Below are 19,177 nucleotides of genomic sequence, written 5' to 3'. Positions count from 1 at the left end.
CCAGACGAAGCCCGAACCGGTCAGGCCACCGAATGTGTCACCGTCCCGGTGTAGAGGCCGACGACGGCCGACGCGGGGATGTTGACGTTCAGCGTGGGCGACCAGGCGACGCTGTTGATGCCGGTGCCGCCGGTGTGGGTGAACGCGACGATCGGGTTGACGGTGTCCAACGGCTGGGCGTTGGCCGAGGTCAGCTGGCCGGGCGTGAAGGTGCCGTTGCCCTCCTGCTCCGCGCCCGGGCCGGACCAGTAGTCGATCTGGTTGGCCAGGATCCGCTCGCTGGGGCTGCCGCCGCCGGTCTCGAAGTGGGTCGAGGTGACAGTGGCTGTCCACGACGCGTCCGGGGCGCCGCGCTGGTCGGTCACCCGCACGGTGCCGATCGAGCCGCTGAGCACCGTGCCGGGCAGTCCACTGCCGAGGCTCGCCGTCTCGGGGGCGGTGATGTCGAGGCCGGCACCGACCACGTTGAACGTGACGACGGTGCTGTCGGTGGGCGCGGCGACCGCGGGGGTGGTCAGCGCGAGGCCCGCCCCGACGGCTACGGCGGCGCAGGCCACCACACGAAGAGAGCGCATAGACTTCCTCACTTCCAGTTGGGTAACGCCGGGTGTTGGCGGCGGCACGTCAGCCACACGCCCATTTTTATGGGCTTTTGTCCGCATTGTGCGCTTTTGCTCCTTGTGTACCTCTTACGCGACCGAGTGCACGATCGTCGCCTGGTACTCGCCGCTGACCAGGGACGGATCGAGCGTCACAGTGAGGCTCGGACTCCACATCACCTCGTTCGGGCCGGTGCCCCCGGTCCAGCGTGCGGCGACCTGCGAGGTGCCCAGAGCCGCGCCGGGCTGCGGCAGGAACGTCCCGGTGCCGATGGTCTGCATGGCCGGGCCCGAGGAGTACGTCACCGAGGCGCCTGGCACCACACCGCCGCCGCCCGTAAAACTGGTGATCGAGACCGTCGCCGTCCAACTACCGGACTGCGCGCCACGGTCGTCGGTGACCACCACCGGGCCGAGCACCCCGTTGGCGGTCGGGGCACCCACCCGTACCGTGGGCAGAACCGCGGCCTCCGGCGCGCTGATCGAGAGGCCGGAACCCGCCGCCGGACTCACCGCCACCGTGACCCGGCCCGTCGCCCGGCCGTCGCCCGGATCCCGGACCGTGTACTCGAAGCTGTCCTCACCGGCGAAGCCCGCCCCTGCGGTGTACGTGCACCTCACGGTGTCGCACACGAAGCTGCCATTGCCGGTGCCGCCGGTCGCCGGCACGACGGAGAGCGGGTCGCCGTCCACATCGGTGTCGTTGGCCAGCACCGCCACGGCCACCGGTGTCGCGCCCGCCGTGGTCGCGCGATCGGCCACCGCCACGGGCGGGTCGTTGACGGCGGCGACGGTGATGGTGCCGGCCGCCGAGGCGGACCGTCCGGACGGGTCGGAGACGGTGTAGCTGAAGCCCACCGATCCGTTGACGTTCGGTGCCGGGACATAGGTGCAGGCACCGGAGGGTGCGCAGGTCAGTGTCCCCTGCGCCGACGGCGTCGACGTGACGGTGAAGGTGACCTCGTCCCCGTCCGGCTCCACCACATAGTCGCGCAGGGTGAAGGTGAGTGCGGTGTCCTCGGCCGTGCCGAGGAGGACCGCCTGCGCCTGCGGGCTGTCGTTGATGTCGGTCCGGGTGGAATCCCCCACCCCGGCCGCCGACGGGTCGTCGGTGAGATCCGTGTAGACGGTGCTCGACGTCGGCGACCCGTAGCTGATGCTCGCCTGATTGGCCACCGTCACACCGGGTGCCGGCGAGTCCACGACCCGCGCGCGGAAGCGCACCGTGCTCACCGCCCCCGTGACCAGCGTGCCGCCGCCCACCGCCGTCGCGCCGGTGCCCAGGTTGGCCACCACCCGGTTGCTGGCCGCGACGTAGCCGGCCTGGTCGTCACCGGCGGCGTCGGTACGCGCGACACCGTTGACGCTCAACGAGCCGGGCACGTACGTGGTGGCCGCCGGGATGGCGTCGGTGAGTTGCACGGTGGTGGCGTTCTCGTTGCCGCTGGAGGTGACCGACACCGTGTACTCGAGCTGGTCGCCGGGCTCGACGCGGCTCCCGCCACCCACCCGGCCGACCGTCTTCGTGGCGATGACGTCCGGTTCCAGGATGTCGATGGCGGTGAAGAGCGCCATCGGCTCGTACGACTCGCCACCGGTGCTGAACGCCACCGTCGCGGAGGTCTGTGCGTTGCCGATCGAGCCGGCCGGCGCGGCCAGGTAGTCGATGTCGAAGCCGAGTTGGTTGACGTAGTTCGGGTTCTTCGCTGTCACCCGGGAGCCGAGCCGGGTTATCGAACTGTTGAAGAAGTTCGTCGCCGGGTTCAGCGCGTCGTTCAACGCGACCCCGTTGAACGAGATGCCGTCGCCGGTCAGCCCGGCGTCCCCCTCCGAGGCGATCGCCCCGATGCGCGCCGTCACAGCGCCCGCACTGGGGGTGCGGAAACCGGAGATGGTGGTGGTCACCCGGGAGTCGGCCGCGGCGGAGCTGATCTCGGCGTACCCGTCGAAGACCGCCAGGTTACGAAGCGGCTGGGCGGGGTCGCGGATCGCCGCGACCAGGGCCCACCCACCGCGCGCGTTCGCGCCCAACGTGGTGGTCAGGCCGCCCACCGTGTAGCTCCCGCTGCCGGTGACGAGCGCTGTCACCTCAGCGAACGCGGAGTACGCAACGCCTCCGTTGGTGGCCACCCTGCCCGTGCTGACCTGACCCTGGACGGTGGTATAGAGCTGGCCGGGAGGGGCGAGTCGGATGCTGGCGCGTCCGGCGTCACCGCTCGCGGCGCTGCCCATCCACCAGAGACCTGCCCAGAGCACGCTGGCTCCGGGCGGCACGGTCAGCGTTGCGCTGCTGGAGTTGGTCGTCGCGGCGACGCTGTCCACGTCGACGTAGCGGGCGGTGAAGTCGTTGTTGTTGGCGGTGGTGCCGGTCTGCGCTGTCGCACACGGGCCGCTCGGCGTCGAGCAGGTCACCAGGGTGTTGCCGGCGAAGATGACATCCCCGCGTTCGCTCTCCTGGAAGCGCGGGGTGAACGTGCGGACCAGCGCCGCCGAGGCCGGCTGCGCGGGCAGGACCACCAGACCAGCGAGCAGCACGAGCAGGGAGGCGACCGTGGCCACCGTTCGTCGTAGAAACCGCATTGAGGCCGAGCCCTTCAGTCTGCTGTCCGCCGCCTAGCAGTCTGAAGGAAGTAAGGTGCTTTTTGTCCGTTTTCAGTTAACCGGCCGACCGCCGCCGGCGCAGCAGGACCCCGCCGACCACGAGCGCCGCACCCACCAGGACCAGCGCGAGGAACGATGGCCCCACACCGGTGACCGGCAGTTCGCCACCGTGCTGCGGCGAGCGGGTCGGCGGCTGCGGACGAGCGGTCTCCGTCGGCTGCGCCGTCGGAGTGGGCGGCTGCGTGGGAGGGGCCGTGGTCGGCACTGGACGCACCTCGAAGGTGACTCCGGTGCCGGCGCTCGGCGCCGCCACCACCGCCCTGCTCGACGCCTGGCCGACGGCGTTCGGGGCGACCGGAGCGAGGAGCACAGCCACGAGGACGACGAACACGACCAGAGCCAGCCGGCCGGCGAACGGGATCGCGGAGAGTCGTCGGTGCAGCATTCCAGTTACCCCCGGATCACGCAGAGTGATGTTGAGGGGACCATACCGCCGAACATGAACCGGAACCGTGATTGCCGGCTCCCCGCCTCAGCTCGCCGCCAGGATCACCGGTTCGGACGACAGGAAGTACCGCTGGTCATCCGCGTCCGGGTCGACCGGCCGCCGGAGTCGCTCCATCGCCACGTACCCGGCTGTGGCCGTCACCGCCCCGGGCACCCAGCCGGTGCCGTCCGAACCCACGTTGAGGCGGAAGCGGGACAGCTGGGCACCCGTCACCGGGTCCAGCGTCACCAGGTCGTTCATCTCCGTCAGCAGGTGCACCCGGCCGGGCTGTGCGGCCAGCACCCGGGCCGCGCCCAGGTCCGCGGACCGCCACAGTTCGGCGCCCGTCCGCGCGGAGCGGCCCACCGCGACCCCGTCGAGGACGACGACGGCCTGCTCCCCCACCAGCACGGCACCGGCCGGATCCAGCGCGGGGGCGGCGACCGGCGCGCCGGCACCCAGCAGCCAACCCCGGCCGCCCGCGTCGCCCGGACCGGCGGTCCGCAGGGCCAGGCAGTCCGACTGTCCGGTACGGCAGCCGAGCGGCGTCACCACCAACTCGTCGGAGGAACCACCCGGCGGTCGCCAACGCTCGCGCACCACGCCGGTCAGCGCGTCCCGGAACTCGATCGTGGCCGGCCCGGCACACGTGTCCAGACCGATCAGCTCACCGGCGGCGGTGGTCCCGACATCGCTGCGACAGCTGCCGGGCAGGTCCACCCGCCACAGCTCCCGACCGTCGCCCAGCTCCACCCCGCGCGCCTGGGCGTCCCCGCTGACCACCACCACCGTCCGGCCGCCCGGAAGGTCGGCGAGTCGGAGCCCGCGCGGCTCCCAGACCGTGGCCGCACCGGTACGGCGTACCACAGCGGTAGTCGGGGTGGGCTTCGGACCGTCGGCTCTCCAGAGCACCCCGCCGGTCCGGGCGTCGAGCGCGACCAGTTGGCCGTCGGACCAGCGGCTGACCACAGTGCTGCCGCTGGCCACGATCCCGGTCAGTTCCGCCGGCCAGCGCCGGTACGACCAGTACGGGCTGGTCCGGTACCGCCCGTCGACCGGCCGGTCGGCATAGACCTGACGGTGCGCGGCGTACACCCGCAGCCTCTCGTCCACGATCAACGGGGCGACCGGAAGCCGGCCGATCACTCCGGCGGGCGGCCGGGCCGGGGCCGGGTAGTCACCCCTCGCCACCGTGCTCACCTCTGCCGGTGCGAGCACCCGGTGGACGACGACCGCGACGGCAGCGGTCGCGAGCAGCGCCACGACCACCATCACGAGCCGTCGCCGGCCCCTCGGGAACCCCATGCCGCACCTCCGCCCGGCACCCTACCCAGCGGAACCGGCCGCACCCCGCTCAGGTCGCGGCGACGGTGGTCACGCCCGGTGCGGCCCGAACGGCGTCAGCGGTCGGAACAGGCCTGGGTCGAGCGCCGTGCCGCGACGGCCCGGTCGGCTCTCAGGCGGCTTCGAGCGAGCCGATGACGCCGACCGCTGCCGCCAGGTCGGCGAGATCACGCCGGAGCGCCACCTCGACCGCACGCGCGGCGAGGCCACCGAGCAACAGCGCCACCACCCGGCCGTACGGGTCGATCGGCACCGCTTCCTGGGTGACGGTGATCGCCGTGCAACCCCGGCGGCGACGCCGGACCGGGCGCAGGCTCCAGGTGATCCGGTAGTCGACGCCGGCACCGGAGGAACACAGCATCAGCCGCTGCGGAGCCAGTGCCTCCACCACCAGGAATTCCTCGCTCGACGTGCCGCCGCCCGGCTGGGCGCGCTCCTCACGCCAGGCCGTGCCGGGGCCGAACGGCCCCGGGGTGAGCACCTCGATCGGGCCCGCCGCGGTCAGCCGGGCGGTACGGCCGGGCAGGTCGGTCAGCAGACGCCAGACATCGACAGCGTGTGCCTCGATGATTCTGGTAACCGCCACCGTCGACATGCCGCCCTCCCGTGTCTCCGACGGTACGCGGAGTGAGGGCCGGACGGGGCCCCCGGACGGAATTTCCACCACCCGGAGGCCACTCTGTCCGATTGGACCGTTGCTCGGCACCGGGCGTCGTCGACCGGTGCCGAGGCTTTCGGTCAGCGTTCGAAGCGACCGGCTCGAATCGCGCCGATGAAGGCTGTCCACCCCGGCGGGCTGACCGCGAGTGTGGGGCCGGCCTGGTCCTTGGAGTCACGTACCGCGACCAGACCGTGGACATCGACCAGGTTGTCCGCCACTTCCACGCAGAGCCCCTGGTCGTTGGAACGGCTACTGGTACGCCAGATCGCGCCCGCAAGATCGTGCATCGTCGTTACCTCCGTGTGCGATGGACGCCCCACCGCTGACCGCCGGGCAGCGCCCGGCCCGGATTGCGCGGCGAGGCAACGGGATCCGGACGATCAACGGATCAACCAGTGCCGGTTATCGCACGGGCTGTGCGATAACCGGTCCCGTGCACGAGACGGATGGACGGCGGCCGCTCAGACGGCCGGACGAACAGTGCCGGCGACCTCGCCGAGAGCAATGGTGGTGCCGTCCGGACCGGGCGCGGTGGCGGTGATGGTCACCGTGTCGCCGTCGGCCAGGAACGTGCGGGTCTCGTCGCCCACCTTGACCGGCTCCGCCCCGCCCCACGTCAGCTCCAGGAACGATCCGACCTGCGACCGGTCCGGGCCGGAGACGGTGCCGGAGGCGTACAGGTCGCCGGTGCGCAGTGACGCGCCGTTGACGGTGAGGTGCGCCAACTGCTGCGCCGGGGTCCAGTACATGGTGGCGAACGGCGGCTCGCTCACCTGTTCACCGTTCCACTCGACCACCAGTCGGAGGTCCAGGCCGAGGTGCGGCACGTCCCGCAGGTAGTCGACCACCGGCGGGTCCTGGTCGGGGGCGGGAACGAAGGCGTCGCCGAGCGCGTCCAGCGGCGTCACCCAGGCCGACACCGAGGTGGCGAACGACTTGCCGAGGAACGGCCCGAGCGGCTGGTACTCCCAGGCCTGGATGTCCCGGGCCGACCAGTCGTTGACCAGCACCACGCCGAACACGTGGTCGGCGAAGTCGTCGACGGCGACCCGCTGACCCATCGGGCTGGGTACGCCCACCACGAAGCCCACCTCGGCCTCGATGTCGAGGCGTACCGAGGGGCCCGTGACCGGGCCGTCGGCGGAGGGGCGCTGCCCGGTCGGTCGGACCACCGGTGTGCCGGACACCACCACAGTGCCGGCCCGCCCGTGGTAGCCGATCGGCAGGTGCTTCCAGTTCGGCAGCAGCGGCGGTTGACCGGGGCGGAAGATCTGGCCGACGTTCGAGGCGTGGTGCTCGGACGAGTAAAAGTCGACGTAGTCCGCCACCTCGATCGGGAGCAGCAGCTCCACGTCCGCCAGGGGCACCAGCAGCGGCTCCACCGCGGCCCGGTGCGCCGGGTCGGTCAGCAGCTCGGTGATCCGCTGCCGGACCGCCGTCCACTGCGGACGACCCAGCGCCATGAAGTCGTTGAGGGTGGGCCGGCACAGCGTACCGGCGGCCAGCACCAGGTCGGCGGCCTCCGCTGCGGCCAGGTCGAGCACCCACGACCCGATCCGTACGCCGATGCGTGGCTGCCCCCCGTCGGCCCGGAACACCCCGTACGGCAGGTTCGTCACCCCGTACGGCGAACCGTCGGCACCGGTCACCCACGTCATGCGTCGTAGCCCCCGTTCACCAGCCCAAGCCGGATCAGATCGGTAAGTGGTTCCAGGATGCTGCACGAGCCGAAGCCGACCCACATCGGGCGCGGCGCGTCCAGCCAGGCGCTCGCGCGCTCCAGCAGGGGCCGCGGATCGAGGACCGTCAGCAGCTCGGCGACCGTCTCCATGCGCTCGTCGTCGGCGGCGGCCAGGGCGGCGGCCAGCACGTTGGCGTAGCCGTGGTGGGTGAAGCCGGTCTCCGGGTCCAGGTGCCGGATCGCCTGGTGCAGACCGGCGGTGAGCTTGAACGGCAGGCCCCGGTCGCGGCAGGCGCAGATCACGGCGGCCAGCTCGGCCGGTGTGGGGAAGAGTTCGGCGGCCAGGCCGCCGGTGCGGAACTTGGCGGCGATCGACACCCCGTCGGCGCGGGCGGCGGCGAGCGCGTCCAGCGCGCCCATCAGCCCGAAGGTCAGCGGCAGCTCGGCGTAGACGGCCTCGACACCCGGCATCGCATCGGTGAGCCGCAGCAGTTCGGCGATGCCGGGCAGCGGGTCCTCGCCGCGCTTGGCGACCGCCACCTCGACCTGTCGGGCCGTGACGCCGTCGGGCGCCAGGAACGACAGCGCGAACGGCAGGCGGGCGATACCCGTATCACCGATCAACCCGATCACCAGACCCTCGCCCGGGTCGACGAGGCCCGTCAACTCGCCCGCGGCGACGGTCGAGGCGGGAAGGAGCAGCGGGCCGACCAGGTCCGCGTACCAGGCCGCGCGGTGTCGACGGTGAGCGGCGAGCGCGTCGGGGAGCGTGGCGCTGCCCGGCGGGAAGACGGCGGCGTCGTCCACCAGGCCGTCGAGGAGTGCGGGCACCTGCGTTGACACGGAACAAGAATGTACGGGACGCTACGAGGAACGGACAACAGTGTCCGATTATCGGACGCTGTTGATCGGTGAACGGAACAAATCGGGAGGCGAGATGCCGTACTACCGCAGCATCGGCGACGTGCCGCGCAAGCGCCACACCCAGTTCCGTCAGCCCGACGGGACGCTCTACGCCGAGGAGCTGATGGGCCAGGAGGGGTTCTCCTCCGACTCGTCGCTGCTCTACCACCGGCACGCGCCCACCGCGATCCTGGCCGCCGACGAGTTCACCCCGCCCACGTTCACCCGAGCGCCGAACCTGCCACTCAAACCCCGCCACCTGCGCACCCACAAGCTGGACACCGGCGGCTCCGACCCCGTCCTCGGCCGGCAGTACCTGCTCGCCAACGACGACGTCCGCATCGGGTACGTGCTCGCCGACCGGCCCTCACCGCTGTTCCGCGACGCCACCGGCGACCACTGCCTGTACGTCGAGTCGGGCACCCTGCGGGTCGAGTCCCCCTTCGGGGTGCTGGACGCGGTCGCCGGCGACTACGTCATCATCCCCACCTCGACCATCCACCGGCTGGTGCCCACCGGCGACCAGCCCGTGCGCCTGCTCACCGTCGAGGCGTCCGGGCACATCGGCCCGCCCAAGCGCTACCTCTCCGTACGCGGCCAGTTCCTGGAGCACTCGCCCTACTGCGAGCGCGACGTCCGCGGCCCGGACACACCTCTGCTCGTCGACGGCGAGGAGGTGGAGGTGCTGGTCCGCCACCGACGAGGTTGGACCCGCTACGTCTACGCCCAGCACCCGTTCGACGTCGTGGGCTGGGACGGCCACCTCTACCCGTGGGCGTTCTCCATCCACGACTTCGAACCGATCACCGGCCGCATCCACCAGCCCCCGCCGGTGCACCAGACCTTCCAGGGCCCCAACTTCGTCATCTGCTCGTTCGTGCCCCGCAAGGTCGACTACCACCCGGACGCGATCCCGGTTCCGTACAACCACCACAACGTCGACTCCGACGAGATGCTCTTCTACACCGGCGGCAACTACGAGGCCCGGCGCGGCTCCGGCATCGAACAGGGCTCGATCTCCCTGCACCCGTCCGGTTTCACCCACGGCCCCCAGCCGGGCGCGGCGGAGCGCTCCATCGGTGCTGACTACTTCGACGAGTTGGCCGTCATGGTCGACACGTTCCGCCCCCTGGACCTCTGCGACGCCGCCGGCGCCTGCGAGGACGAGGGGTACGCCTGGACGTGGGCGCGTTCGGTCTAGTCGCCCTGGGGGTTTCGCCGGAGCCCGCCCCGCTCTGGGCGGTCAGGCTTGATCCCGACGCGGGTCGGGCTCCGGCGAAACCCTGACCTGGTCGAGCTGGGCGACGCTTGTTGATCTTCTCGGGTTACGCCGAGCGTCGAGTTGGCGGGGCTAGCGGATTGCGGTTCTGGTGAAGACGGCGAACTCGGCCACCGCCGTGGTCGCGATGGCGAGCACCAGCGGCCATGGGGAGCCGACCACCGCGTACACCAGCAGCAGCAGCGGCGCGACGGCCACTGCGTAGACCGCCAGGGCCATCGCCCGGTCCGAGTGCAGCATGGCGGGCAGGACGGTCCGGGTCAGCCCCGGGAGCCGGGCCGCGAGCTGCCAGACGACGACCCCGCCGGCGAGCGCGGCGAGCACCGCCAGGACGCGGGAGAACCCGTCGTTCGCCGCAGCCGCGACCGCGACCACCACCGCTGCCGCCAGCGACCAACCCGCGCCGTAGAGCACCAGGCGGTGCAGGCCGTACGCGAGCGTCCGAGGCGAGTCGATCCGGCTCGGGCTGATCGTGACCGCCTCGGCCACATGTTCCAGTGCCTCCGACCAGCGACGCTGCTCCAGTCGCATGACACCGACGTCGTGCCCGGCCTCGGCGATGCGCGGATCGAGCCGCAGCGCCTCCCGGTAGGCCCGCTCGGCCAGGTCGAACAAGTCCAGCCGGGCGGCGACCAGGCTGAGCACCAGATGCGCCTGCGGCTCCTCGGGGGCCAGCTCGACCCCGCGCCAGGCCGCGTTGAGCGCCGGCTGTCCGTTGCGGGAGTCGGCCAGGATCGCTGCGGCGCTGCGCTGGGCGTACGCGTCGGCGGGGCCGAGGGCGAGAATCCGGTCGGCGGTGGCAGCAGACTCTGAGTAGCGCTCCAGGTCGGCCAACGCCATGGCCCGCACGACGAGTGGCGGCAGGGCCTCCGGTGCGGCCGCCACGGCCGTATCGGCAACGGTGAGCGCCTCGGCCGGACGGCGGGCGGCCAGGTGCACCCGGGCCAGCATGGTGAGGGCTTCCATGTCGTCCGGCTGGAGCGCCAGCCCGTAGGTCAACTCGCCGGCCGCCTCGTCGTGGCGGCCGAGTTCGGCGAGGAGCTGGGCGCGCTGGACGTAGCCGTCAGCGGCGGACCGGTCGGGGGCGGGGTCGGTGGACATCGCGGCGAGCTTAGGCGGCCGGCGCGTCGTACACCAGGGCCACCGCGATGCCGGCCAGCCCTTCCTCGCGCCCGGGGAAGCCGAGCCCGTCGGTGGTCGCGCCGGACAGCGTGACCGGGGCGCCGACAGCGGAGGAGAGCACTTGCTGCGCCTCCGCACGACGTCGGCCGATCTTGGGGCGGTTGCCGACTACCTGCACGGACACGTTGCCGATCTCCAAGCCGGCGGCCCGCACCCGGCGGGCCGTCTCGGTCAGCAGCGCCACGCCGGACGCGCCCGCCCACTCCGGCTCACCCACGCCGAAGACGGCACCGAGATCACCGAGGCCGGCGGCGGACAGCAGCGCGTTGCAGGCCGCGTGGGCGACGACGTCGGCGTCCGAGTGCCCGGCGAGGCCGTCCTGATCGGGCCAGAACAGCCCGGCCACCCAGCAAGGTCGACCGGGCTCGAACGCGTGCACGTCGGTGCCGATGGCCACCCTGGGGACGATCATGATCAGAGCGTACGCGTCAGCCGCCGGTGGCGAGCAGATGCTCCGCCAGAGCCAGGTCGAACGGTCGGGTGATTTTCAGTGCGTACTCCGAGCCCGGTACGCAGCTCACCGCGACGCCCTGCTTCTCGACCAGCCCGGCATCGTCGGTGAGGGAATCACCGGCTGCGGCGTGCGCGGCGCTGAGCACGGCACGGCGGAAGCCCTGCGGTGTCTGCACCGCGCGCAGGGCGGAACGGTCGACGGTGCCGAGCACGACCTCGCCGGCACCGACCTCCTTGATCGTGTCCACGACCGGTAGGACCGGGATCACCGCGTCCCGCCCGTCACGGACCGCCGCCGCGACCGACTCGACCAGCTCGGACGGGGTCAGCGCCCGGGCGGCGTCGTGCACCAGGATGATCGACGGGCCGGCGGGCACCGCGGCCAGCGCGGCGGCGACCGACGCCTGCCGTTCCGCTCCGCCCGGAACGACGATCACCGGCGCGACCGGGGTCAGCAGTTCACGTACGGCCGTCACCTCGGCGACCGGCGCGGCCACCACGATCGTGTGCACCGACGGTGCGGCGGCCAGCCGACGCACGGCGTGCACCAGGAGCGGCTCGCCGGCGAGCAGTCGCAGCGCCTTGGGTCGACCCGGACCCAGACGTACGCCGGCACCCGCCGCAGGCACGAGGACCGCGACGTCACCGCGCGGATTGAGCTGCGCGGTCACGTCGCGGTCCTCGGTGGTTTCTTCACTACGAAGTGGGACGACGATGCTGTGCGGACTAGGCCTCGGTGAGGACCTTGTCGAGCAGCGTCTCCGCCTCGTCCTTGGTGCTCTTCTCGGCCAGCGCGACCTCGCCGACGAGAATGTCGCGGGCCTTGGCGAGCATCCGCTTCTCGCCCGCGGACAGGCCCCGCTCCCGCTCCCGGCGCCACAGGTCACGCACGACCTCGGCGACCTTCAGCGGGTTGCCGGAGGCCAGCTTTTCCAGGTTTGCCTTGTAACGCCGCGACCAGTTGGTCGGCTCCTCGGTGTGCGGAGCTCGCAGAACGTCGAAGACCTTACCGAGGCCTTCTTCGCCGACCACCTCTCGAACGCCCACGATCTCGGCGTTCTCGGCCGGCACCCGGACCGTCAGGTCACCCTGCGCGACCCTCAGGACGAGGTATTGCTTAGGCTCGCCCTTGATGACCCGAGTCTCGATTGCCTCGATGAGTGCGGCCCCGTGGTGGGGGTAGACAACGGTCTCGCCGACACTGAAAACCATAGGTTCGAAACCCCTTTCGCTGTGTCTAGGGTAACACGGTCAGGCACCGATGTCTCACCGATGTCCTGACCGTTGGCGCAGCTCAGGGGCCCTGTGAGAGGTCTTGCTTCAGCTTGACAGGCGGTCAAACCAATGGTTCGAACACGCTCCGTAACGTGCGGATGACTGCCCGGCACGGGTGAACAGAACGTCGAGATCAAGGGCTATGCGCTCCTCCCATGGTAGCCCGGCCGGCAGGACCGCGCCCAGGTGTAGCGGGAGGAGCCCCTGGTGCGCGACCCTGGAGACCGAGCCGTACTCCGCTCTCGAGACCCTTCCAGGAGGTCCGATGGGCAAGCCGGATGCCGAGGGCCACGGGCCGGCCGACGGCCTGCCCGGCCTGCCACCCGAGTGGGGCCGGGTCGTGGTCCCCGACGACGCCTCCGCGCTCGCCGCCGAGGCCGCCCAGATCCGTCGCGAACTGCACAGGGCCACCGGCCTACCCGGCGGCCACCGGGCTCTGGGACTGCCGCTGCTGGTCCTGCTGGTCGCGGTGCTCACCACGCTCGCCGGCCTACTCGTGGTCACCTGGCCGCGAGCGGGCCGCACCGACCGTCCGACCCCGGCGCCCTACTCACCACCCGCGACCCTCGCCGGACGGGCACTGCCCGCACTCGACCTGGTCGACCCGGGCCAGGCACCCGTACCGCTGCGCGGCCTGCTGCCCGCCATGATCATCCTGCTGGACGGCTGCCCCTGCCCCGACCGCGTCAGCGACGCCCTGGCCGCCGCGCCCGCCGGAGTCTCCGTGGTGACCGTCACCGGCGGCCGGACGGTCCCCAGCCCACCGCCCGACCAGCGGCAGGTACGAGCCCTGGCCGACCCCGCCGGAGGGCTGCGCTCGTTTCTCGGTCAGCCGGCCCGCCCCGGTGTCGCGACAGCTCTGCTGGTCGACCGCACCGGCAGGGTGACCCTGGTGCTGCCCGACCTCGGTCCGGTCCACGCCTACCAGGACGACCTGAACGCCCTCGCCGCCTGAGCCGCCGACGGCCGATCAGCGGGGTAGCTCGACGAGCTGGGCCTCGACGTCGACCTCCCGGTCTCCCGTCGCCGACAGCGCCACCCGGAACGGCCGGCCGTGCGACAGCACCCGGGCGCTGGCGACGGTGCCGTCGCAGTCGATCTCCGACGGCCCGGCCAGACCGGCCCCGACGACCGTCACCGTCAGGCTGCCCGGCCTGGTGCACCGGTATTGCAACAGGAGACGGGCGCCGCCCTCAGCCGACTGCCGGACGATGCGCTCACCCGGGGCGAGCGCCGCCCGCTCCCGCCAGACCGTCTCCCGGAACGCGGGCAGGCCGTCCCGGAAGAAGATCCGGCCGGGATCTCCCTCCACGCCCGTGACCACCCCCGTCGCCGCATCGATCTCCGCCCAGAAACCACGCGGCACGCTGACGATGTCACCCGGGTCGTCCAGCCGCACCGTCAACCGCTCACCGGGCTCGATCGGGGTGAGCAGGGCGCGCTCCAACGGTGTGGGCTCACGCGGGCCGACCGTCGGCACGGCCGCCGGAGCGCCGTCCGGCTTGGCCGTCGGGGCGGGCGCGGCGGCATGCCACCAGCCGCCACCGGCTGCCAGCACGGCCACCGCCGCGCCCCCCAGCACCGCCGAGCGCAGCCGATCGTCCGTCGTCGCCCGCATTCACCGAGCCTACCGGCCATCGACGGAACGACGAGATGATCCACTCCGGTTCGGCGATATTGCGGTATCCGAGTGCCGGGGTTACCGCAATATCGGCGAAACCGAGCGGATCAACGTGGTGCGCTGCGACGAGCGGCCCGCGCGCACCGGAGACGGTCAGTCCTGTCGGTCGAGCAGGGCGGCGTACAGGGTGAGGCCGGGGCCGAACGCCAGCATGACGACACGTCGAGCGGCGGGCGTCGTACGGCTCAGTCGGTCCAGGATCAGCAGCACCGTCGGCGACGAGCAGTTGCCGTGTTCGTCCAGCGTCGCCCGGGACGCCGCCAGCCCTTCCGGAGGCAACGCCAACTCCCGCTCGACCACGTTGAGGATCCGCGGCCCTCCCGGGTGCACCGCCCAACCGTCCACCTCGGAACTGGTGACGCCGTGCCGCGCCAGCAGGTCGTCGACCAGCTTGCGGACGTGCCTCGACAACACCTGCGGCACCTTCGGCGACAAGCCCATCCGGAAACCCGCGTCGGTGACATCCCAGGTCATATGGTCGGCCGTCGAGGTGTCGGTGACGGACGTGACCTCGCGCAGCGCGTACCCCGGGCCGCCCGGCACGACCACGGCGGCGACCGCGGCGTCCGAGAAGAGCGCGTGCGAGACGATCTGCTGGGTGTCCACCCTGGCGCTGGACGGTTGGATGTGCAGGCTGGTCAACTCCGCGCAGAGCAGCAGCGCCGGCCGCCCCCGGGCGGTGACGAAGTCACTCGCCGCGCCGAGCCCCGGCAGCGCCGCGTAACAGCCCATGTGGCCCACGAACATCCGCTGGGTGTCGGCTGCCATGCCGAGGTCCCGGGCGAGCAGGATGTCCAGCCCGGGGGTGGCGTACCCCGTGCAGGAACACACGATGAACAGGCCGATGTCACCGGCGCCCAGCCCCGCCGCGGTCAACGCGCGGCCCACCGCCTCCTTGCCGAGCGGAAGGGCCTCGACCTGGTAGCGACGCATCCGGCGTTCGGTCGGCCAGTCCGAAACGTCCTCCAACAGCGGGTTGACCGCGGCCTGTCGCCGGGTCACCCCGGAGTTCGCGAAGATGCGCTGGGCCAACGACCGGGTGGTGCCGGAGAAGTGCCGGGAGAAGAAGCCCTCCCACAACTCGTCTTGGAGAGCGGACGGCGGCTGTGCAGTCCCGAGCCCCGCGATCACTGGTACGGACACGATCCCCACCTCTCGTCAGATGCTGTCCTCCCCCTGGTCGTCCCACCAGCCACCTCGACTGGCCTTTCCTCCTCCGCGCGGGTCGCACCCGGCCGGCTCACCAACGTGGTGCCGATCCGTCGCGATCCGGGTCGCCGCCCAACGCGGCGATGCCCAACCAGTCGGCGCAGACGTCCGACGTGGCCGGGTGCAGTGAGCCGCAACGTGCGTCTCGATAGAGCCGCTCCAACGGATGGCCACGGCGGGTCGCCGAGGTGCCCGCCGCCTCCAACACCGACGCCGCCACCTCGGCGGCGGTGGTGCCGGCGAGCAGCTTCGCGCGCCACACCCAGCGGTTGGTCTCCTCGTCGCCCGGCGCCTCGTCCACCCGGCGGGCCGCCTCGGCGACCACCAGCTGAGCGGCTGCCGTCGCCGCGTCCGCCCGACCCAGTCGCGCCCGCACCGCCGGCAGGCCGCCCAGGTTGCGGGCGTTGAGGTGCTCGGCCGCCGCGTCGATGGCCGCCCGGGCCACCCCCACGTAGACGGCCGCGTAACTGGCCACCAACCAGTGCGGCATCAACTGGGCGACCACCAGCGCCAGCCCCTCGACACCGCCGAGCAGCCGGTCGGTCGGCACCGTGACGTCCAGGTGCAGGTCGTGCGACGAGGTCGCGCGCATACCCAGCGAGTCCCAGGTCGGCTCCACGGTCAGCCCGTCGCCGGCCGGCACCAGGAACTGCGACACCACCGACTGGTCTGCCGCGCTGCGCGCCGCCACCAGGTAGCCGTCGGCGTGCCCGGCCCCGGAACAGAAGGTCTTGCTGCCCTTGAGGTGCCAACCGCCGTCGGTCGCCTCGTAGGCGGTGGTGAGCTGGGACAACCGGGCACCCGCGCCACGCTCGCTCATGGCCACCGCATACCAGGAACCCTCCGCCGCTGCGGTCAGCAGGCGGTCCCGGGCGGCCAACGCCTCGTCCGGCACACCGAGCGCCTCGGCCAACTCCTCGGTCACCGCGCCCAGGGCACCGGTCACCGAGGCGTGCATGTTGAACACCAACGCGGTCGCGCCGTTGCCCCGGGCAAGCTCGGTGGCCACCGACGCGTACTCGGCGAAGCTCGCCCCCAGACCGCCCAACGCCCGGGGCACCATCAACCCGAACAGCCCGGCCTCCCGCAGATCGCGGAAGTCCTCGGCGGGGAAGGAGCCGTCGCGGTCGTGCTCCGCCGCCCGCGCGGCGAACCGCGGCGCCAACCGGCGGGCTGCCTCAAGCGCCTGAACCGTCATGTCGTCTCCTCCTCGGCGTCCCATACCCCGCCACGGCCCGACTATCCTTTGCGGACCCCCCGGCCCTGGTAGAGAACGGCGGTGGACCGGGTCGGCACGATTCGCGGCGGCCGGCCGGCAGCGGCCCCACCGGTCGCGCGGGCGCGGCGCAGCAACCAGGCGAGCAGGCCCCCGACCTGCGGACGGATGCCCCGCAGCCGCAGGTCGACACCGTGCCGGGCACACTCGGCCACCAGCGCCTCAGCGTCCACGAACAACCGAGGATCGTGGATGCCGCGCGGTACCGTCGGCAGTCGCTCGGCGATCCGTACCGCGACGAGCCGGGCCAACACCGTGTCGTTCAGGGTGTCCAGCACCAGCAGACCGCCCGGACGCAGCAACCGGCACGCCTCGGCCACCGCGCGCGGCCACTCCGGCACATGCTCCAGCAACTCACCCGCGGAGACCACGTCGGCGCAACCGCTGGGCAGCGGGACAGCCGTGGCGTCGCCCTGCACCACGCGCACCCCGTGCTCGGCTGCCTGGACCAGCGCCGAACGGGTCAGGTCGACTCCGATGTGGTGGTAGCCCTTGCCGGTCAGGTGCGGCGCGAGCAGACCCGCGCCGCAGCCAAGATCCACCAGCACAGCGCCCGGACGGGTGGCCGGCGGCACCAGCGCCGCGCGGGCCTCGGCCAGCCAGTGCAGCATCGCGAACGCGCCGTCGGGCCGCCACCACTCGCCGGCCAGGTCGTCGTACTGGCGCGGATCGTTGCGCGGCAGCACCCTGGGATCGGTGGACGCCGCAGCCGCAGCCACGTCTCGCATGGAACCGAGCGTGGCACGACTGCTCGGTAACGACCAGACTTCCCTTATGTCGTCGAGGGTGTTAGGGCTGGTCAGAGCGAGCCATCCGGAACCGGCCGCAGCCGTGACCGCGGTCTCCGGTCTGCTGGCGTGGGGGGTGGGTCACCGGCCGGCCGGAATCGTCTCCGTCGTGCTCGCCGTGCTGGCCAGCCAGCTCGCTGTCGGCTGGACCAACGACGCGTTGGACGCCGAGCGGGACGCCACTGTGGGGCGTACCGACAAACCGGTCGCCGCCGGCGCGGTCGGCCGCCGCACCACGGCCTGGGCCGCCGCGGTGGCCGCGGTGGCCTGCCCGTTGCTCGCGCTGACCACGAACCCGACGGCGGCGTTCTGGCTCACCGTCGCCCTGGTCTCCGCGCTGCTCTACGACTGGCCGCTGAAGGGGACGGTGTTCTCGGTGCTGCCCTACGCCGTCTCCTTCGGCGCGCTGCCCGCCTTCGTGGTGCTGGCGCTGCCCGGTCAGCCGACCCCGCCCGCCTGGCTGGTGGTCGCGGCGGCGTGCCTGGGTGCCGGCGCGCACTTCGCCAACGTGCTCCCCGACCTGGCCGACGACGCGCGGACCGGGGTGCGCGGCCTGCCGCACCGGCTGGGCGCCGCCGGCAGCCGGGCTGCGGCGGCGGTGCTGCTCCTCGCGGCGACCGCCGCGCTGGTTTCCGGACCACCCGGGCCGCCGTCGGCGATCGGCCTGGCGGCGGTGGGCACGGCCGCGGTGGTGCCACCACTGAGCTGGTACGCCGGCCGCTCGGCGGTCCGGGCCGGCCGGCGGCCGGTGTCGGCCTTCCGAGCGATGCTGTTGGTGGCCCTGATCGACGTGGTGCTGCTGGTGGCGAGCGGTCGGGTGGTGTGAACGGCACCCGAGCAGGTGGCAATGCCGGGTCCGCGTGCGGGCCTCGATCAGCCCCAACTACCCTGGAGCGCGGTCTGCGCGGGTATGGCCACCGTGCCCGGCGTGCGGCCGGGTGGGGATTGTGACGAGGAGGACCGACGTGACGCGCTCGATCAGGGGATCCCGGCGGGCGGCCCTGTTGCTGTCCGGGATTGCGGCAGCCAGCCTGCTGGCGTCCGGATGCGGCACCGGTCAGATCGCCGAGACCGCGTTGAAGGAGCCGTCGGTCCAGGGCGTCAACCTCACCACCGCCAACGGTTCCTTCTCGGTACGCGGGCTGCTGGTGGACTACCCGGGTGCCGAGGGTTACCGGGCCGGCCAGGACGCCACGCTCGGTGCCGTGATCTACAACGACTCGAAGGAGACGGTGACTGTCACCGTCACCACCGAGAGCGCACGCGAGGTGGTGATCAGCGGCGGCTCGGCGAGCCCGTCGCCGTCGACCTCGGAATCCGCCTCGATGAGCCCCTCCCCGTCCGGTTCGGCCAGCCCGTCGACCCCGACGTCCCGCTCGGCCAGCCCGTCGGCGACGCCCTCCGAGACCGGGTCGTCCTCGGCCACCCCGTCCGCCCCGGAGTCCGCGCGGGCATCGGGTTCGGCCAGCCCGTCCGCGCCCGGTCAGCCGGCTCGGATCGAGCTGGCGCCGCTGAGCTACGTCCAGTTCAACTCGGAAGCGACCACGCAGCTCCGGCTGATCGGCCTGACCGAGGCGCTGCGCTCCGGCCAGAACGTCGTCGTGACCTTCGACTTCGGTAACGGCAACACGGTCACCGGGCAGGCACCGATCGCGGTGCCGCTCACCCCGGCCGCACCCCCCTCGCCGATCATCGAGCGCGAGGGCGGCTACGAGGGCAACGAGGGCGGCACGACCCACGAGTGACCCGACCGTCAGA

Annotated in this window: 20 protein-coding genes; 4 read left to right on the top strand and 16 right to left on the bottom strand. The window is 72.3% G+C overall.

All coding sequences use genetic code 11. The features are described 5' to 3' along the window. Positions 1–20: 20 nt before the first annotated feature. The 8 genes from O3438_RS24395 to O3438_RS24360 form a co-directional block, all read right to left on the bottom strand. On the bottom strand, positions 21–575 hold the full coding sequence (locus O3438_RS24395; RefSeq protein WP_269682074.1) for a hypothetical protein: 555 nt from the start codon (positions 573–575) through the stop codon (positions 21–23). 114 nt (positions 576–689) lie between these two features. Then, complete coding sequence (locus O3438_RS24390; protein WP_269682073.1) at positions 690–3,158, bottom strand: Ig-like domain-containing protein; 2,469 nt, start codon at positions 3,156–3,158, stop codon at positions 690–692. Between the two features lie 97 nt (positions 3,159–3,255). Continuing rightward, positions 3,256–3,645 (bottom strand): LPXTG cell wall anchor domain-containing protein, encoded by a 390-nt coding sequence (locus O3438_RS24385; protein WP_269682072.1) that lies wholly within the window; start codon positions 3,643–3,645, stop codon positions 3,256–3,258. Positions 3,646–3,732: 87 nt separating this feature from the next. Beyond that, positions 3,733–4,992: an outer membrane protein assembly factor BamB family protein gene (locus tag O3438_RS24380; RefSeq protein ID WP_269682071.1), complete on the bottom strand. Its 1,260-nt coding sequence runs from the start codon at positions 4,990–4,992 to the stop codon at positions 3,733–3,735. A gap of 151 nt (positions 4,993–5,143) precedes the next feature. Further along, complete coding sequence (locus tag O3438_RS24375; RefSeq protein WP_269682070.1) at positions 5,144–5,626, bottom strand: SRPBCC family protein; 483 nt, start codon at positions 5,624–5,626, stop codon at positions 5,144–5,146. Positions 5,627–5,769: 143 nt separating this feature from the next. Further along, complete coding sequence (locus O3438_RS24370) at positions 5,770–5,979, bottom strand: DUF397 domain-containing protein (RefSeq protein WP_088987326.1); 210 nt, start codon at positions 5,977–5,979, stop codon at positions 5,770–5,772. Positions 5,980–6,153: 174 nt separating this feature from the next. Further along, positions 6,154–7,350, bottom strand: coding sequence for a fumarylacetoacetase (gene fahA, locus O3438_RS24365; RefSeq protein ID WP_269682069.1), 1,197 nt, complete (start codon positions 7,348–7,350; stop codon positions 6,154–6,156). Then, positions 7,347–8,216, bottom strand: coding sequence for a hypothetical protein (locus O3438_RS24360; protein ID WP_269682068.1), 870 nt, complete (start codon positions 8,214–8,216; stop codon positions 7,347–7,349). Before O3438_RS24360 ends, fahA begins: the two co-directional genes overlap by 4 nt. A gap of 94 nt (positions 8,217–8,310) precedes the next feature. Between O3438_RS24360 and O3438_RS24355 the strand changes: the two genes are divergently transcribed. After that, on the top strand, positions 8,311–9,477 hold the full coding sequence (locus O3438_RS24355) for a homogentisate 1,2-dioxygenase (protein WP_269682067.1): 1,167 nt from the start codon (positions 8,311–8,313) through the stop codon (positions 9,475–9,477). A gap of 150 nt (positions 9,478–9,627) precedes the next feature. Here the strand turns inward: O3438_RS24355 and O3438_RS24350 are convergent, their stop codons facing one another. From O3438_RS24350 to O3438_RS24335, 4 genes are read right to left on the bottom strand one after another with little or no spacing between them, the layout of a single operon-like run. Beyond that, on the bottom strand, positions 9,628–10,656 hold the full coding sequence (locus tag O3438_RS24350; RefSeq protein ID WP_269682066.1) for a tetratricopeptide repeat protein: 1,029 nt from the start codon (positions 10,654–10,656) through the stop codon (positions 9,628–9,630). Positions 10,657–10,666: 10 nt separating this feature from the next. Next, the gene (ispF, locus tag O3438_RS24345; protein ID WP_145785421.1) at positions 10,667–11,152 is read right to left on the bottom strand and encodes a 2-C-methyl-D-erythritol 2,4-cyclodiphosphate synthase; all 486 of its coding nucleotides are present in this window, start codon (positions 11,150–11,152) and stop codon (positions 10,667–10,669) included. Between the two features lie 13 nt (positions 11,153–11,165). After that, entirely contained in the window at positions 11,166–11,861 is a 696-nt protein-coding gene (ispD, locus tag O3438_RS24340) for a 2-C-methyl-D-erythritol 4-phosphate cytidylyltransferase (protein ID WP_269682065.1), read from the bottom strand. Between the two features lie 55 nt (positions 11,862–11,916). Continuing rightward, complete coding sequence (locus O3438_RS24335) at positions 11,917–12,402, bottom strand: CarD family transcriptional regulator (RefSeq protein ID WP_007073334.1); 486 nt, start codon at positions 12,400–12,402, stop codon at positions 11,917–11,919. Between the two features lie 328 nt (positions 12,403–12,730). Here O3438_RS24335 and O3438_RS24330 point away from each other — a divergent pair, with 328 nt between their 5' ends. Then, positions 12,731–13,420, top strand: a complete 690-nt coding sequence (locus tag O3438_RS24330) for a hypothetical protein (RefSeq protein ID WP_269682064.1) — start codon at positions 12,731–12,733, stop codon at positions 13,418–13,420. A 15-nt stretch (positions 13,421–13,435) separates the two neighbouring features. On the opposite strand, the gene O3438_RS24325 is transcribed toward O3438_RS24330, so the two are convergent. From O3438_RS24325 to O3438_RS24310, 4 genes are all read right to left on the bottom strand, one after another. Next, the gene (locus O3438_RS24325) at positions 13,436–14,083 is read right to left on the bottom strand and encodes a hypothetical protein (protein ID WP_269682063.1); all 648 of its coding nucleotides are present in this window, start codon (positions 14,081–14,083) and stop codon (positions 13,436–13,438) included. A gap of 156 nt (positions 14,084–14,239) precedes the next feature. Then, positions 14,240–15,289: a type III polyketide synthase gene (locus O3438_RS24320; RefSeq protein ID WP_269682062.1), complete on the bottom strand. Its 1,050-nt coding sequence runs from the start codon at positions 15,287–15,289 to the stop codon at positions 14,240–14,242. Between the two features lie 97 nt (positions 15,290–15,386). Then, a complete protein-coding gene (locus O3438_RS24315; protein ID WP_269682061.1) occupies positions 15,387–16,553 on the bottom strand; it encodes an acyl-CoA dehydrogenase family protein in 1,167 nt (388 codons plus the stop codon). Between the two features lie 41 nt (positions 16,554–16,594). Further along, a complete protein-coding gene (locus O3438_RS24310) occupies positions 16,595–17,359 on the bottom strand; it encodes a methyltransferase domain-containing protein (protein ID WP_269682060.1) in 765 nt (254 codons plus the stop codon). Between the two features lie 46 nt (positions 17,360–17,405). Between O3438_RS24310 and O3438_RS24305 the strand changes: the two genes are divergently transcribed. Further along, complete coding sequence (locus tag O3438_RS24305) at positions 17,406–18,245, top strand: UbiA family prenyltransferase (protein WP_442929647.1); 840 nt, start codon at positions 17,406–17,408, stop codon at positions 18,243–18,245. Positions 18,246–18,384: 139 nt separating this feature from the next. Next, entirely contained in the window at positions 18,385–19,164 is a 780-nt protein-coding gene (locus O3438_RS24300) for a hypothetical protein (RefSeq protein ID WP_269682058.1), read from the top strand. Positions 19,165–19,177 lie beyond the last annotated feature (13 nt).

It is taken from the genome of Micromonospora sp. WMMC250, assembly GCF_027460215.1.
GTDB classification, from domain to species: Bacteria; Actinomycetota; Actinomycetes; order Mycobacteriales; family Micromonosporaceae; genus Micromonospora; species Micromonospora taraxaci.
The sequence above is the reverse complement of the archived record's forward strand: the minus strand, read 5'-3'. Positions and strand labels throughout refer to the sequence as shown.